Origin of the sequence: Bacillus cereus group sp. MYBK222-1, from assembly GCF_051916425.1 — a bacterium.
GTDB classification, from domain to species: domain Bacteria; phylum Bacillota; class Bacilli; order Bacillales; family Bacillaceae_G; genus Bacillus_A; species Bacillus_A paranthracis.
The window spans coordinates 571,248-587,855 of the sequence record NZ_JBQAGP010000001.1 but is presented as its reverse complement, the minus strand read 5'-3'; the positions used below and the strand labels follow the sequence as shown (position 1 = coordinate 587,855).

Sequence of the window (16,608 nt, the reverse complement as noted above, 5' to 3'; positions counted from 1 at the left end):
TATTCTCTCCTATCTAATATTATTAATAATTAATTATATTAATTAATTTAAAACTATTATAAAGGAATCTATTCTATTTCTTCACATTTTTCTCTTCATTTTATTATTGAGAAATATTTTTCATAACCTACGTTATCCCCCTATTGAAAGTGCGCTTAACTCTTCATTTACTGAAAAATATGAGATTTATATTTGGGTATTTTTACAGATTTATCATCAAAAACATTATTTTGATAATTCATACAAAAGTAGAAAAATATAATTTCCAAACTGATTTCTCACCTTAAATTTATTTAAATTCTATGTTGTCCCTATCATTATCCACTTGCAACATATTCTGTTATATAATAAATTTATCGAATTTACAGAAAAAGGAGCAATTTCATGCTACAACAACTATTCGCTTCACCTATTTTATCTATTCAAACTTTACACCCAGGTTATGAAGAACATGCAAGCGATGTGTTTCTTGTTAAAACAGCATTTGAAGAAGTTATTGTTCGTTCCTCAAAAATGACTGAAGAACCAAATAATGATTTTTGGTGGGGATGTAAAAACCTTTTTGGAATCGATCCAAGGAACGTACATCATTTAGAGCATATACACGAATTATTGAAAAAGCATACTAACTTGCCCATCCCCACTATTTTGCAAAAACATGTTTTAAATGGTCGGAAGTTTGTTAGTGTCGAAAAACTAACAGGAAATACGCTGCAATCCTTTATCGGACAATCTGATTCAATTTTATTCAGCCTTGGAAAAGGACTAGCAGAAATTCATTCGTTTCAAGCAAAGTTTATAGGAAACCCATCAGGTACTTTCCAAGTTCCACTAGAAGAATGTAAGTCTCACATATTAAAAGTCAGTAAAGAACTTGTAAATAGATTTTATTCCAATAATGCGAGCATCCGTAACGCATTTCCTACTTTTGAACAACAACTTTCTTCCTTACCGGTACCAAAGGAAGCTACGCTCGTTTTAATTGATATGGACCCTACTCAGTTTTTATCAGATGGTACAACTATTACAGGTTTAGTAGATACAGAAGCTTATGCAGTTGCTCCCCGAGAATTTGATTTTATCGGCTTAGAATATGTATTTACAGAAAAGGAAGCTCATGCTTTTAAACAAGGTTATGAAACCATCATGCCTATTCCTAATCTTGTAGCATGTAGACGTCCTTATCGATATTTGTACCGTTTATTATCTGTTCAGGGCAGTGTGGAGTTAGGAAAGTGGCTAAATCATCCATCCTATTTTTAAATACGAAGGTGAGGGGTTATGAAATGGAAATTCAGAAAAGGTGTTCTTTAACAGAATGTGAAATACAACAAATGAAAGATTTAGCTCATATTTGCGGGCAACACGATCAAATTGATTACTCGTCAGATCTACATGTAAACTTTTTAACTGCTCGTAATAAAGAAGAGATAAATGACTTTTTACTCTATGACGATACTCAATTAGTCGGTGCATTAAGTATGTATGACTTTGAAAGACCTACCAAACTTGAGTTATTAGGCTTTGTTCATCCGAACTATAGGAAACAATATATAGGTACTACTCTTTTACAAACCGCAATGAAAGAAATCCGATTAAGAGAGGCAGACGAAGCTCTTCTTATTATGAATGGGGAGTCTGCTTCTGGGAAAGCATTTGCAATACATATGAAGCTGCCTTATTTATATAGTGAATATAGTATGGAGTTCAAAGCAAATGGAGCGCAAAAAAGAACGAAGAATGCTATACAACTTACTCTTGCATCTTCAAAATCACTGCTTGATCTGATTGAAATTTCTAGTAAAGCGTTTGGAGATTCAGTAGAAAACACCACTACATGGTTACAAAAGATGATGGATTCATCTTCCCATCAAGTTTACAGTGCTCTTATCGATGAAAAAGTGATAGGAACAATTACAGTTTCTAAACAAGAGCAATCTACTATACTATCAGGATTCGCCGTTCATCCTTCCTATCAAGGTAAAGGATACGGAAAAGATATTCTTACGTCCATGGTACATACCCTTATTACAAAAGGAGCTTCAACAATTGAATTAGACGTCGAAACGAAAAATAACCATGCTTTAAAATTGTATACACAATGTGGTTTTGAAATGAAAACGAAGTATGATTATTATAATGTAATGAATTTCGAGGTGAATGCATGTGTCTAAAAAACTAATTTATTCTGATTATGATATTTTCGCATCCATTTATAATAAACATTGGGGGCATTATGCTGAACACTCCTATCTACTTTTGGAAAAACTCATTTTACAATATGCACCACCACATTCTCATATTTTAGATCTTTGCTGCGGGACTGGTCACCTTACTAAGAAATTAATTGAGAATCATTTTGTAGTAACTGGTATAGATGGTTCTGCTCAAATGATTGAATACGCACGTCAAAACGCTCCAGACGCAGCCTTTATCGTCGATGATGCTCGCTATTTCAATATAAATGAGCAATTTCAATATGTTATCTCTACTGGCGATAGCTTAAACCATATTTTAAAATTAGATGAATTAAAAAGTGTTTTTCGTAATGTTTATTCTATATTACATAGTGAAGGTACATTCGTATTTGATATGAATATGGAAAAAGGTTTTCTAGAAAACTGGAGCGCGTCCTTTCACATTTCAGAAACGGAATATGTTTGTACAATCGATTCTACATATGATAATGACAATAAAAAAGCAGTCATGAACTTTATACTATTTCAACATGACATAGATAATAATTGGACAAGAAGTGACTTTTCTTTTGAAGAAGCTTGTTATTCCAATGAAGAAATAATTTCTTCGCTAGAATCCGTAGGTTTTAAGGACATTCAATCACACGGTACAAATAGAACATTTTTCATTTGTCAAAAATAAAAAAACTGAATCATAACGATTCAGTTTTTTCTTAGTATATTTACAATAGCAGTCGTTTCATTATTTTCTTTATATACACGTGGAATTCTTCTGTCTAACATACATGTAACTTCATAGTTAATTGTACCTAACATATCCGCTATTTCTTCTACTGCAATGTTTTCTTCGCCTTGTTTACCGTAGAATACTACTTCGTCTCCCACTTGTACTGGCATTGCTTTTGAAACGTCTAACATGAGCTGATCCATACAAACACGACCAATAACAGGTACTCGAACTCCATTTATTAATGCATGCCCTTTATTAGATAACTGACGGTTATAGCCATCAGCATAACCAATCGGTATAGTGGCAATCCATTCTTCACCAGTCGTTACATACGTATTCCCATAACTTACACCGCGATTTTTCTTTGCATGCTTAATATGAGCTACTTTTGATTTTAACGACAACGCAGGCTGCAGAGAAACAACTGAATGATCTACCTCTTTTGAAGGATACATTCCATAAATTCCGATACCGACACGAACCATATTTTGAAATGTATTGCTAAGTTCCATTGAACCCGCACTATTTGAACTATGAATATATGGAATATGAATTCCTAATTCTTTTGCTGTATTGACAGCTTTCTCAAATAAACTTGTTTGCATATTCGTATATGATTTATCGATTTCATCTGCCGTAGAGTAATGTGTAAACATTCCTATTACCTCTACATACTCCATACGTTTTAATTCCTCTAAAAATGGTTTAACCTCTTCTTCCTGTAAACCAATGCGACTCATTCCTGTATCAATTTTCACCTGAATTTGCGCCTTCTTTTGTAGACGGTTTGCGATTTCATTTATACCTTGTAAATCTTCACTTCTATAAACAGTCATCATAACGTCATATTGAATTGCTTCTTCCGCAGATGCTACTGACGTATAGCCTAAAATTAAAATCGGCACGTTAATTCCTGCTTCTCTTAACTCTATCGCTTCATCTACAAACGCAACTGCAAGCTGATTTATTCCTGCTTCAATAGCAGCTTTTGCAACTTCAACTGCCCCATGACCATACCCATTCGCTTTTACAGCAGCCATCATTGCAATATTTTCATCATTCACTCTTTTTTTAAATTCTTTTACATTATGTTTTACTGCATTTAAGTCAACTTCAACAATTGTATCTCTTCCATATTTCAAACTCATTGGTCTAACTCCTAACTCAATAATTGCATTCCATTCTATTTCACGTTTCATATGACCTTTTACAATATAATACTTTTCAATATGCTAGTCAAACTACTAGAATTTTCGGAATTTTGAGTACGATATAATACCCTCAAGAAACTATTATATACGTAGAAGAGGAGAATTACAATGTTTGTACAATCTGCATTACACCAACTACAAGTTGCTGTTGATACTTCTATTCAAATGCTTAACCGATATAAAGAAGACGAATTAAAAATACAACCAATTCACTCGAAGCGATCATTATTTGAAATGTGTGCACATCTTTCTCTTATTTGCCATGCTGATTTACTCATTTTAAATGGTATTACAGAAAAAGAGCTACATACTTTCTATAAAGAACAAACACCCGAAACAATTATGCAAATACAACAAACGATGATACAGGGCTACGATTTACTTTCTAAAACTTTTTTATCTTATCCCAATGAACAATTAGCAGAAATTAAGACTGCTTATTGGGGTATTTCTTATTCACGCTTTGAATGGTTGCTGGAAATTGTTACACACTTTTATCATCATCGTGGACAAGTTCATATTTTACTATGTGAGCATATAAAAGATCCTAACATACCTTTATTTCAATAAAGGTATGTTAGACGATATGAAACTTCTCTAAGGCAAATAAAATACTACCTTCACTCGCCTTCTTTGTAACGAAATCAGCTCTTGTTTTTAACTTTTCTCCGCCATTCCCCATCGCAATACCTAATCCTACATACTCTAACATCTCAATATCATTGCTACCGTCACCAAAAGCAATGGCTTCTGATTTGCAAATGTTTAGGTGCTCTAATACCTTTTGAATTGCAGTTACCTTCGATACTTTATTATCTTCCAACACATTCATAACATAACCGTGAAAACGTTCAAACGTAAGTGCTGGATATCTTTCAAGAAATTTTTGAGCTTCTATTTCATCTGCATACAGACATAAACAATAGATTTCTTCTGACAAATCTCTGCTTTTTTCTGGATACTCCTCTAAATTCAACGTCTCGCTAAGCGCTTGCATTACACGCTCATTATCCGAGGCTATTCCGTTCATTGCAAAATCCTCGGTAAAATAAGAAATACCGTGACCATGTAATTCTGCAAACTCTGAGATATCATGTACAATTTCACTTGAAAGTACTGATTTATGTATAACTGATTCCCCACACTTGATATGTGCACCATTTGCAGAAATAATTGTATGTATGCCCAGCTCTTTAAATTGCGAACATAAGCTATATGGTCTCCCTGTAGTAACAACTACGTGAATCCCTTTTTCTATTAATCTTTGTATTGCTTCTTTTGTGCTCTCATGCATACTTCTATCAATTTCGCTTAAAAGCGTACCGTCAACATCAAAAAATACTACTTTGTACATAGATCTTTACATCCCGTCCAAATGATTCGTATCATTAATGAAATGTACTGTTTTTTGTTCGCCATCAATTTCAATTAAGCTTATTCCCGTATCTCCCATTTTAAAATAATATTCCATTGAAATGGGCATTTTGAAAAACGCACGTAATAGACTATTTATTACACCACCATGTGCAACAATTGCAATTCGGTCATACGTATTCTCTGTCACGATTTTAGAAAAGATGCCTTCTATTCTCATTCGAAACTCAATAAATGACTCCCCATTTTCAAATCGATCATGAAGAAACTTTGGCTCGGGATATTTCTTTGCTTCTTCAAATGAAAGACCTGCTTGCACTCCATTATTGAACTCCATTAATTCCTCTTCTAATTGAATTGGACACCCAATTCCCTCTGCTAACGTTTCACCAGTTTCACGAGCACGTTTTAATGTACTTGCCCAAATGAAATCTGGCGGGAAATCTGCTTTCACTTTCTGTACAAGTCTTTGCACCTGCTCTCTTCCCTTTTCTGTTAATTCAAAGTCAGCTCGTCCTTCATGTACGTTTAAAATATCAGCTTCTGATTCTCCGTGGCGTATTAGTAGTATTTGCATGTTTCTTCACTCCCCTTTTCTCCTTAAAACCAAGAATAAATTTTAACATATTATTAGAAATTTTCAAAACAACAAAAGCAACCCCCATTCATAAGAGAATGAAAATTGCTTTTATTACTAACTAAATTTCTTTTAAACACTCTTTAGACTTTCCTCCTACTCCCCAATGCGAACTTGGGATTTCATTCACTAAAACACGGACTCGTCCAACATCTACATCCAAGTTTTTCGCGACTACTTCTGTAACATCAAATATTAGATTTTGAATTTGCTCTTGCTTTCTACCTTCTATTATTTGAATTTGTATAATGGGCATTTTTATCTCTCGCTTTACTATTTATTCACAAAACATCGCTACACTTCCCAAATCATCAAATTGTGCAATGATAGAATCTCCAGATTTAAATGCAATCGCTTCAGATAATGCTCCACTTAATACAATATCACCTTTTTTTAATCCTTCATTTTGTAAATCAAGTTTATTTACCGCCCAAGCGATTGCCTCTGCTGGATGTCCCAGCACAGCTGCTCCTGTCCCAGTCGTAGCAATCTTACCGTTCTTTGACATAACCATTCCTACATTTGCTAAATCTATATTCTTAACATCAATCCATTTGCTTCCTAACAAAAATTTTGAAGAGGAACAATTATCTGCTATTACATCAGGTAATGTAAATTTAAAATTCAAATATCTACTATCAATCACCTCTAAAGCTGGCGCAACATATTTTGTTGCCTTTAATACATCATCAGCTGTCACATTCGTTCCTTGTAAATCCTCACCTATTAAAAAAGCAATCTCTGGCTCTACTTTCGGATGAATCAACGTTTCATATTGCAATGGCTCCCATTCGAATGCAAGCATATCATGCAACAAATATCCGTAAATCGCTTCATCAATCCCCATCATTTGTTGTTTTGCCTTACTCGTTAATCCAAGTTTCACACCAACTCTTTTAGAACCTTCGCTCATTTTTTGTTCAATTAAACGTTTTTGCAGTTTATAAGCATCCTCTACTGTTAAATCAGGATGCTTATCCGTTACTTTTACTACTTCTTTTCTTTCCTTTTCAGCTTGAAGTAAATAGTCAATAATTTCTAAATCTGCCCCTTTCACTAAAGCCATATGTTACACCTCCATTTTTATCTTTGCTAATTCTGCAGCTACATCTAAAATCATATCCTCTTGTCCTCCAACTACTTTTCTTTTCCCCAGTTCTATTAAAATATCACGTGTGTCTACCTTAAAGCGTTGTGCCGCCCTTTCAGCATGTAATAAAAAACTAGAGTATACCCCTGCATATCCCATTACTAGACTACTTTTTTGAATTTCTTGTGGTACTGGTAATAAAGGGGCAACTATCTCCTCTGCGACATCCATCATCTTATATAAATCTATATCTAGCTTATATCCCATACGATCCAAAACAGCGAGTAATACTTCTGTTTGGGCATTTCCAGCTCCTGCGCCAAGACATCGTACACTTCCATCAATACGTGTCGCTCCTTCTTCAATTGCAGTAATTGTATTTGCTACTGCAACCGAAAGATTATTATGACCATGGAAACCAATTTCAATATTTAAAGATTGACGCAAAGCACGGATACGTTCACGTACTTCATGAGGCAATAAAGCTCCTGCAGAATCTGTTACATAAACTGCTTCTGCACCATAACTTTCCATAAGCTTTGCTTGTTCTACTAACTTTTCAACCGATGCAGAATGTGCCATCATTAAAAAACCGCACACTTCCATACCTAACTCACGCGCAAATTGAATATGCTGAGCGGAAACATCCGTTTCTGTTACATGTGTTGCTACACGAACTAGTTTCGCACCAATATTTGCAGCTTGCTTTAATTCATGAATCGTTCCAATACCAGGAATTAACAAGACAGCTATTTGAGCTTGCTTACACTCATCTACCGCAGCTTCAATGAGCTTCATTTCATTAACTAATGACTTCCCATATTGTAAAGTAGAGCCACCTAAACCATCTCCATGGCTCACTTCGATATAATGCATACCTGCCTCATCTAATGCCCTTGTTACAGATCGAACTTGCTCTTCTGTAAATTGATGTTTCATTACATGACTTCCATCACGTAAACAAACTTCCGTTATTCTCACTGGTCTTTCACTATTTCGCCTCATTCATTACACCTCTTTTCTTCTCTGAAATGATTTGCGTTGCAAATTCTTCACCTACTTTTAATGCTGCAGCTGTCATAATATCTAAATTACCGGCATAAGGAGGAAAATAATCTCCAGCTCCTTCAACTTCTAAAAATACAGTTACACGATTCCCATCAAACATTGGTTCTTGTTTCAAAGAGTAAGCAGGAACATACGTCCTAACCCGTTCTACCATTTTATGAATTGCTTCATAGATAGAAACCTCATTCATATCCTTAACTTCACAATAAATCGTATCTCTCATTAATATAGGTGGCTCTGCAGGGTTTAATATAATTATCGCCTTCCCCTTATCAGCCCCACCAACTTCTTCAATTCCACGCTTTGTCGTAATTGTAAATTCATCAATATTTGCTCTTGTACCTGGACCTGCACTTAAACTGGAAATTGTAGCAACGATTTCTGCATATGTAACATTCGCCACCTCATTAATAGCATGAACAATCGGGATTGTTGCTTGTCCCCCGCACGTAATCATATTAACGTTTTTCTTATCTAAAAAATTATTATTTCGAATAGCAGGACAAACAAATGGCCCATATGCAGCCGGTGTTAAGTCAATTACTATTTTTTCAAGCTCTTCTAACGTTTTCGCATGATACCTATGTGCTTTAGCTGAAGTTGCATCAAATACAATATCAGCTAAACTGGGATTATCAATAATCGCCTGTATTCCATTATCAAAAACCTCGTATCCGGCTTCTTTCGCCCTCTTTAAACCATCCGATTCTACATCTATTCCAATCATGGCATTGAGGTCTATGACTTCACTTTTTCTTAATTTATACATTAAATCCGTACCAATATTACCTGATCCAATTATGGCCGCCTTTACTTTCTGCACATCTATCCCACCTTTTCATAACATTTTAACCTATATGAATGTAACTGAAACCGATCCTAGTGAACCGAAGTCAGCTTGAATGCTATCTTTACTATTCACTGAGACTGCACCAGATAACGCCCCTGGTAAAATTAACTCTCCTGCTTTTAATTCAATATTAAATTCATGTATTTTATTAGCTAACCAAGCAATAGCTTGTGCAGGATGCCCTAATGCAGCAGCACCAGCCCCCGTGGCAATTAAACTATTATTTTTATAAAGTGTCATTCCAGTTGTACGTAAATCTACTTTATCGATGCTAGAAAATCTGTTCCCAATTACAACTTTTGCTGACGAGCCATTATCCGCTACTGTATCGACCAATTTTATTTTCCAATCGGAAATACGACTATCAATTATTTCAAGTGTAGGTACAACATACTTCGTTGCCATCAGTACATCAATATATGTAATATTAGGCCCTTTTAAATCTTTCTCTAAAACAAATCCTATTTCTGCTTCTATTTTCGGAGCTACAAAAGAACTTATTGAGATTGTACTTCCATTTTCTATTTTCATGTCATCTAACAAATGTCCATAATCTGGTTCATTTACCCCAAGCATCTGCTGCATCGCAACACTCGTAAGTCCAACTTTCTTTCCGATTACATAACGCCCTTTCTCCAACTTTCTTTCTACTACTTCAAGTTGAATATTATATGCATCCTCAATAGATAAATTAGCATATCTCTCAGTAAAAGGAGGTATTCCTACACGTGAATCTTCAGCCTGTAATAGTTCATTAGCTAATTCTTTAATTAACAATTGCTCTCACCTCATTTTTAAAAATTTATATATGTCCAATCCACTACATTGTAACTAGCCCCCACCCATCGACTTATTTTCATAAACATTAAATGAGGGCTCTTTGTAATTAAGTTAAAATATTATCCTTATAATTTCATCGTTACCGTTTTAGCTTCCGTATAAAATTCGAAACTATGACGTCCACCTTCTCTACCAATTCCACTTGCCTTCGAACCGCCAAATGGCGTACGTAAATCTCGGACATACCAGCAATTAATCCATAGTAAACCTGAATCAATTTGTGAAACCACTCGTTGTGCTCGTCTAAGATTATTTGTCCAAACAACTCCAGCTAGTCCATAAATGGAATCATTCGCAATGCGAATTGCATCCTCCTCCGTTTTAAATGGAATAACAACTAGAACTGGACCAAATATCTCTTCCTGCGCTACACGCATACTGTTATCAACATCATATAGAATAGTAGGTTCATAAAAGTTTCCTTCTACTAGACTCTCTACTCTTTTTCCACCATAGGCTAATTTTGCCCCTTCTGAAGTTCCTATTTCTACATAACGATTAACTGTTTCTAAATGAGATTTTGATACAAGCGCTCCCATATCTGTCTCTTCAGAAAGAGGATCTCCAACTTTTATTCTTTTTACAGCCTCTACAAATTTCTCTAAAAACTGTTCATATACACTTTCTTGCACTAGTAATCTTGAACCAGCTAAACAAATTTCTCCTTGATTCCGATAAATAGCTTCAATTGAGCCTTGTACTGCTTCATCTAAATCCGCATCTTCAAATACGATATTCGCTGATTTACCTCCTAGTTCTAATGAAACAGGTATTAAGTTCTCTGATGCATTACGCATAATTGTCTTGCCTGTATTACTTTCTCCAACAAATGAAATTCTTCTAACAGCTGGATGTGTTGTCATTTTTGTCCCAACAGTATTTCCCGGACCTGTAATAATATTAAGTACACCTGGTGGTAGTCCTGCATCATTTGCAATTTCACCAAGCATAACTGCACTTAATGGAGTATAAGAGGCCGGTTTGACAACTACAGTATTACCAGAAGCAAGTGCCGCTGATGCTTTCCATGTCATTTGCATAAATGGCAAATTCCAAGGAATGATTAAACTTGTCACTCCCGCCGGAGCATACTTTGCATATGACATAAAATTATGTTTGTCATAGTGCTCGTGCACCATATATTTAGCCATTTCAGCAAAGAAGCGAAAATTATGAGCCGAACGTGGTATATCGAATCCTTTACTTTCTTTAATTGGCTTTCCCACATCCAGAGTTTCTATATAAGCTAGCTCATCCACTCTTTCCATAATCAAATCCGACATTTTGCATAAAATATTTGATCGCTCTTCCACAGGCATTTTACTCCAAATACCGCTTTTAAATGTACGTTCTGCCACATCAATTGCTCTTTTGGTGTCCTCTTCATTTGCCTTTGCAATAGATGCAAGCTTTCTATTCGTTGCTGGATTGAACGTATCAAACGTTTCACCACATACAGAATCCACATACTGTCCATCAATAAACAATTTCGCATCTTTCACTTTCAGTTTGTCCGCTAATAATTCTTTGTTCACCTTCTTTACCTCCTACTCCTCAATTTCTAAAACCATCTCAATTTCAATTGTTGTATTATTAGGTAACTGAGCCATACCGACTGCTGAGCGAGCATGTTTCCCCTTTTCTCCAAATATATCTACTAATACATCCGATGCACCGTTCATTACTTTTGGCTGATTAATAAAGTCTTCCGTACTATTTACAAAACCAAGTATTTTTACAATTCGTTTTACCTTATTTAAATCACCTAGTTCATTTCTCACAACACTTAACAAATTCAACATCGATTGCCTTGCCGCTTTATACCCTTCATCAATTGAAATATCTTTTCCTAATTTCCCGTGATACTCATCTACACCTTGTCCAGCAGTAAATAATAAGTTACCTACTCTTACACAACTAACATAATTTCCAACTGCCGGGCGAATAGCTGGTAGTGTAATTCCCAACTCACTTAGTTTATCCTCAGGTGTTTGTACTCTCTGCATATGCTACACCTCGTTTTTTTATATCAATATTTAAAAATTCCGCAGCATTTCCCCCAAGCATTGCTGCTTTTTGTTCCTCTGATAAACTGGCTGTTTCATCAATCACTTTACCCGGATCAACTTCTCGCAATAAAAATGGATAATCTGAACCCATGAAAATCTTTTCATGCCCAAACCTTTCAATCATATATTTCAAATTAATAGGATCATAATTTAAAGAATCAAAATAAAATTTCTTTGCATAATAACTAGGAGGATGCGTAGTCAATCGTAAATGCGGCCATACTTTCCAGCCTTGATCTAACCTTGGCAAAATATATGGGAAAGAGCCGCCGCCATGCGCAAAACAAACCTTTAGCAGTGGAAACTTCTCCATTATTCCACTCCATACTAATGTAGCTGCCGCAAGTGCCGTTTCACTCGGCATCCCAACTGTATACATAAAATTATGATGTGGCATTCTATCACGCCCTAATGTTTCCCATGGATGAATAAAAATCGGAACTTGCCATTTTTCAGCCATTCGAAAAAATTCAATAAACGATGGGTCATCTAAATTTTTTCCATTTACGTTTGTACCAATTTCAATACCATGTAAATTTAATTCCGTTATACAACGCTCCATTTCACGAATCGCAGTTTCTCCATCTTGCATCGGAACCGTTCCTAACCCTACAAAACGATCTGGATATGCTAAAACTGTTTCTGCAATAAAATCATTTTGAATACGTGCCATACTTTCGGCTTCCTCTGGTTTTGCCCAATACGAAAATGTAACGGGGATTGGTGATAGAACTTGAATATCAACACCTTCACGATCCATATCTTCAATTCTTTTCTTAGGACACCATACTTGGTCTGTCACGTCTCGAAAATTTTTACCTCCAACCATAATACTTGCACCACATGTACAAGTCCGATTTAATATCGGCCAACGACCGCCACCAAACTTCTCTTCAAAATCTGGAAAAGTTTCAGGAATAATATGTGTATGAAAATCTATTCGCACTTCCATTCCTCCACTTCCTCTGGCATAATATGACCGCAGTTTTTACACGCTCGAATTTCTTTATTTGAATTAAAACTATGAATTGCTTCTTTTACTTGTTTTTCAATATCACTTAATTGGACGCGTACACGATGCATTTCATGATTACACTCATCACAGAACCAAACGAAATCCTCAAGTTCTCCTTGGCTACGTTTTCTTTCAATTACGAGCCCATATGTGTTAGCAACGCGATGTGGTGAATGCGGTACCATAGCTGGGAGCATAAATACATCCCCTTCTTTTACTGTGACGACTTCCCGCTTCCCTTCTTCTGTAATACATTCCACATAACATTCACCTTTAATTTGATAGAAAAATTCATCTGAAGGATCTACATGGAAATCACGTCTTCTATTTGGACCACCTAATATCATGGCGATAAACTCTGAATCTTGCCAAATAACTTTGTTATTTACTGGTGGCTTCAATAACTCCTTATTCTCATCAATCCATTTTAGTAAATTAAAAGATTGCAATGTTTTAGACATACTATTTCCTCCTTATAATTCCTTTTTATTTATATCGTTTTAAAAGACCAACCGAGTAAAGAACTAGACTTTTGCAAATCCCCATGATAGATATAATCTCTAATTCTCGTTGAAGATATTCGCTCACCTTCATCACAGCAAACATCTTTCACTATAGAAAGGTTGAATTGTTCTCTTAGTAGCTCAATATTTCCCTCACGATTTTTTCCAAACCTAAAATCTTGACCAATAAAAATTTCTACAGGGCTTAACCTTTTTATATCTTGAATAAAGCAACTCGCACTTTTTGTTATATAAGACTCATCAAACCGAATTACAATCACATGTTCAACACCAAGGTTTTGAATACGTTTCACTTTCTCATCAATAGTCGTTAATACTTGCGCTCCTTGAAAATATGAGCGTGGTGGTGGATCAAATGTGTACACAACATTTGTTATCTTTAATGCTTTTGCCTTCTCAACCGCATTTTTAATTACGGCTTGATGACCTTTATGCACACCATCAAATGCTCCAATTGAAACAATAGATTCCGTTAATTCAGGTATACACTGCTCATGTATATAAATGATACTCATCTCTTTTCTTCTAAAGTTAAATTTCCAAATAACCAAATTCCTTTGAAATCAAATTTGCCGTATTCATCACACTTTGAATTATGATTTCACGGTTACTTCCTTGCATATACGATATAGGTCCAACAATATTAAGTGCCGCAATAGTTCTCCCAGTATAAGATCGAATAGGAGCTGCAATTCCATACAGTCCATGCTCATTTTCGTTATCACTAATTGAATAACCTTGCTTACGAATTTTCTGTAACTCTGTTTGGAATTGTTTGACACATGTAATGGTATTGGGTGCTCGTCGTAAAAGCCCTTTTTCTGAAGTATATTCTAAGGGTGATGAATGAAATGAAAGCAGCACTTTCCCTGTGCTTGTACAATATGCAGGTTCTCTTGATCCAACATGTGTTGAAATTTGAACGGACTCCTTCGATGAAACTTTCAATATAAATACAACATCACCACGGTCAAACATACCGATATGCACAGTACCACTAAAATTTCTTACTAGCTCTTCAACAAGCGGAATCGCTCCACTATATATCTCTTGCTGAAACATGACTTGATTTCCCCACTCTAACAATTTCCAACCTAATCTATATTTTCTTTGCTCATCTTGTATGAGCATTCCTTCTGCACACAACGTACGAACAAGATGGTGAACCGTACTTGCATTCATATTTAGCTTTTCCGCTATTTCCGAATTACCTAGCACAGGCTCATCACTTGTGAAACAATTTAGAATTTTGCAAATTTTACTGATGGAAGCGATCAAATCATATACCTCCCCTATTCCAGTTACAGTTCTCACGTTCTAGATATTGTTAAAAATATAAGAAGAATTACATCCTAACAGTAAAATTCTTTCTATCATCTATTGCTCCTTCCTTTTCCAAACAAAAATGTAAGCGCAAACATTTTTATTTAACTTAAGGCCCCTTCAGATGAACTCGATTGCAACGCATTGTTCACAAGTGAAAAAGTTTGTTGTTTTTTGTACGCATTATAAAACATTCCCATTTTACGCACCGGATCTCCAGAATAATAACGCTCATATTGTAATAACCGTTGTCCAAAAGCCTCACCACATAAGTCCCATGCTAATTTAAACAAACGAACCCGTTCCTCAGAGGATACTCCTTCACGCCCGATATAATACTTTTGCATATCATCATGAATCTCGGGGTTCATAAAATCAGCACCTGTCGGTGACATTAATAATCCACCCGCACCTATAGTTTGAATAATCTCAATAGCCCGCGGATACATCTTAGGTAATAAACTGCGTATCGTATCAAGCGGTAACCTCGCAGGAATAACTTCTCCATATGAATTCGTTTCATACTCATATTCAGCTACTTGCAGGAGAGCACGTATCGTTTCAACATCTTGCATAAGCTCTGCTAGCTGGTTTTGTACATTTAAAAAACCATCTACTCCAATCGAATCTGCTAATTTCATAGCTACTTCAGCTGCAAAAGATAGTTTTACTAACCCTCTTACCCCAGATTGATGTGCTGGTTGATGACCAATTCCGGTTTTAGGATACAATTGATTCCCAGCTTCCACACTTTGATAAATAAATACTTTATCCCACGGGATAAACACATTATGAAATACTAGTAATGCATCCATTTCCTCAAACCTTGATGCGAGTGGATGATCAAATAAAGATCGTTTTCCATCTTGCATTGGCTCACGACATAGAATTCTTAGACCTGGTGCGTCAATTGGAACTGCAAAAGAAATTGCATGACGTTCATCACCTGGCTTAAAACTTGGATAGGAATATATTATTATCTCATCCGTAATCGGCGCCAGTGTCGCTAACATTTTAGCACCACTAACATACATTCCTTCCGCTGTTTCACTTACTACCCCTAAATGCATTGTTTCATCTTCTTGTTGATGGGAGGCCTTACTCCGATCATTTTGCGGATTAATAATTGCGTGTGTTAAAAACAAATCATTATCCCTTATATGTTTATAATAATTTTTTATATTCGCTCCCCATTCTGGATTAAACTTCTCAAAAAACCACGAATTACTTGCCATTGAAGTAACCGTTACATTTAAAAAATCAGGTGTTCTACCCATTAAACCATAAGTGGCTTTTGCCCACACTTCAAATAATTCGCGGCGTACTTTTAAATCCTCATAATTTCTCGGTACTAAAAATGCATTTGATACCCTTTCTCCTGTCTCTTCGCATATATGAGTAATCTTATCTTGATATTCTGGATTGTGCTGCATATCATATAAGTTCGCAATTTGTATAATTGGTTCACGAAAAACATCTTCATTTACTACATCCGTTACTTTTCTTCCTCCAATCCAAATTTCAGGATTTCTTTTTCGCAACCCTTCAATATACTGTTCCCCTGTTCTAATTGCCATTCTTTCCCCTCCAATTTCCAATAATAATATACTAAAAAGTTTAGAAATTTTACCAGATGACTGAATTTTCAATCATTATATCAATTCTATTTCTTACAGATT

Annotated in this window: 19 protein-coding genes; 4 read left to right on the top strand and 15 right to left on the bottom strand. The window is 35.5% G+C overall.

The features are described from left to right. Positions 1–384 precede the first annotated feature (384 nt). The 3 genes from ACTFR9_RS03020 to ACTFR9_RS03010 are packed head-to-tail and all read left to right on the top strand — an operon-like array spanning position 385 to position 2,880. Positions 385–1,263, top strand: coding sequence for a hypothetical protein (locus tag ACTFR9_RS03020; RefSeq protein WP_000941348.1), 879 nt, complete (start codon positions 385–387; stop codon positions 1,261–1,263). 23 nt (positions 1,264–1,286) lie between these two features. After that, positions 1,287–2,174, top strand: a complete 888-nt coding sequence (locus ACTFR9_RS03015) for a GNAT family N-acetyltransferase (RefSeq protein ID WP_440048941.1) — start codon at positions 1,287–1,289, stop codon at positions 2,172–2,174. Further along, the gene (locus ACTFR9_RS03010; protein WP_000038490.1) at positions 2,167–2,880 is read left to right on the top strand and encodes a class I SAM-dependent DNA methyltransferase; all 714 of its coding nucleotides are present in this window, start codon (positions 2,167–2,169) and stop codon (positions 2,878–2,880) included. Before ACTFR9_RS03015 ends, ACTFR9_RS03010 begins: the two co-directional genes overlap by 8 nt. Before the next feature lie 20 nt (positions 2,881–2,900). Here ACTFR9_RS03010 and alr read toward each other — a convergent pair whose 3' ends face one another. Further along, positions 2,901–4,076 (bottom strand): alanine racemase, encoded by a 1,176-nt coding sequence (alr, locus tag ACTFR9_RS03005; RefSeq protein WP_033688421.1) that lies wholly within the window; start codon positions 4,074–4,076, stop codon positions 2,901–2,903. Positions 4,077–4,247: 171 nt separating this feature from the next. Between alr and ACTFR9_RS03000 the strand changes: the two genes are divergently transcribed. After that, complete coding sequence (locus tag ACTFR9_RS03000) at positions 4,248–4,709, top strand: DinB family protein (RefSeq protein ID WP_000498028.1); 462 nt, start codon at positions 4,248–4,250, stop codon at positions 4,707–4,709. 7 nt (positions 4,710–4,716) lie between these two features. Here ACTFR9_RS03000 and ACTFR9_RS02995 read toward each other — a convergent pair whose 3' ends face one another. The 14 genes from ACTFR9_RS02995 to ACTFR9_RS02930 all read right to left on the bottom strand — a co-directional run bounded on the left by ACTFR9_RS02995 (position 4,717) and on the right by ACTFR9_RS02930 (position 16,506). Further along, a complete protein-coding gene (locus tag ACTFR9_RS02995; protein WP_000278957.1) occupies positions 4,717–5,493 on the bottom strand; it encodes a Cof-type HAD-IIB family hydrolase in 777 nt (258 codons plus the stop codon). Positions 5,494–5,499: 6 nt separating this feature from the next. Further along, a complete protein-coding gene (locus ACTFR9_RS02990) occupies positions 5,500–6,090 on the bottom strand; it encodes a histidine phosphatase family protein (protein ID WP_001166457.1) in 591 nt (196 codons plus the stop codon). A 121-nt stretch (positions 6,091–6,211) separates the two neighbouring features. After that, positions 6,212–6,412 (bottom strand): 4-oxalocrotonate tautomerase, encoded by a 201-nt coding sequence (locus ACTFR9_RS02985; protein WP_254916606.1) that lies wholly within the window; start codon positions 6,410–6,412, stop codon positions 6,212–6,214. Between the two features lie 15 nt (positions 6,413–6,427). Next, the gene (locus ACTFR9_RS02980; protein WP_001229803.1) at positions 6,428–7,216 is read right to left on the bottom strand and encodes a 2-keto-4-pentenoate hydratase; all 789 of its coding nucleotides are present in this window, start codon (positions 7,214–7,216) and stop codon (positions 6,428–6,430) included. A gap of 3 nt (positions 7,217–7,219) precedes the next feature. Continuing rightward, a complete protein-coding gene (gene dmpG, locus ACTFR9_RS02975; RefSeq protein ID WP_001254089.1) occupies positions 7,220–8,245 on the bottom strand; it encodes a 4-hydroxy-2-oxovalerate aldolase in 1,026 nt (341 codons plus the stop codon). Continuing rightward, a complete protein-coding gene (locus ACTFR9_RS02970; RefSeq protein ID WP_001174432.1) occupies positions 8,232–9,131 on the bottom strand; it encodes an acetaldehyde dehydrogenase (acetylating) in 900 nt (299 codons plus the stop codon). Before ACTFR9_RS02970 ends, dmpG begins: the two co-directional genes overlap by 14 nt. A gap of 30 nt (positions 9,132–9,161) precedes the next feature. Continuing rightward, entirely contained in the window at positions 9,162–9,935 is a 774-nt protein-coding gene (locus ACTFR9_RS02965) for a 2-keto-4-pentenoate hydratase (RefSeq protein ID WP_000905640.1), read from the bottom strand. Positions 9,936–10,063: 128 nt separating this feature from the next. After that, entirely contained in the window at positions 10,064–11,533 is a 1,470-nt protein-coding gene (locus tag ACTFR9_RS02960) for an aldehyde dehydrogenase (RefSeq protein ID WP_001031170.1), read from the bottom strand. Between the two features lie 12 nt (positions 11,534–11,545). Further along, entirely contained in the window at positions 11,546–12,004 is a 459-nt protein-coding gene (locus ACTFR9_RS02955; RefSeq protein ID WP_001190048.1) for a RidA family protein, read from the bottom strand. Beyond that, the gene (locus ACTFR9_RS02950; RefSeq protein ID WP_000453804.1) at positions 11,982–13,019 is read right to left on the bottom strand and encodes an amidohydrolase family protein; all 1,038 of its coding nucleotides are present in this window, start codon (positions 13,017–13,019) and stop codon (positions 11,982–11,984) included. The genes ACTFR9_RS02955 and ACTFR9_RS02950 overlap by 23 nt, the downstream gene beginning before the upstream one ends. Continuing rightward, positions 13,004–13,543 (bottom strand): 3-hydroxyanthranilate 3,4-dioxygenase, encoded by a 540-nt coding sequence (gene nbaC, locus ACTFR9_RS02945; RefSeq protein WP_000047733.1) that lies wholly within the window; start codon positions 13,541–13,543, stop codon positions 13,004–13,006. The genes ACTFR9_RS02950 and nbaC overlap by 16 nt, the downstream gene beginning before the upstream one ends. Positions 13,544–13,572: 29 nt before the next feature. Then, complete coding sequence (locus ACTFR9_RS02940) at positions 13,573–14,121, bottom strand: FAD synthetase family protein (protein WP_000022929.1); 549 nt, start codon at positions 14,119–14,121, stop codon at positions 13,573–13,575. A gap of 16 nt (positions 14,122–14,137) precedes the next feature. After that, positions 14,138–14,884, bottom strand: coding sequence for an IclR family transcriptional regulator (locus ACTFR9_RS02935; protein WP_000561976.1), 747 nt, complete (start codon positions 14,882–14,884; stop codon positions 14,138–14,140). A 149-nt stretch (positions 14,885–15,033) separates the two neighbouring features. Further along, positions 15,034–16,506, bottom strand: coding sequence for a 4-hydroxyphenylacetate 3-hydroxylase family protein (locus tag ACTFR9_RS02930; protein WP_001007859.1), 1,473 nt, complete (start codon positions 16,504–16,506; stop codon positions 15,034–15,036). Positions 16,507–16,608 lie beyond the last annotated feature (102 nt).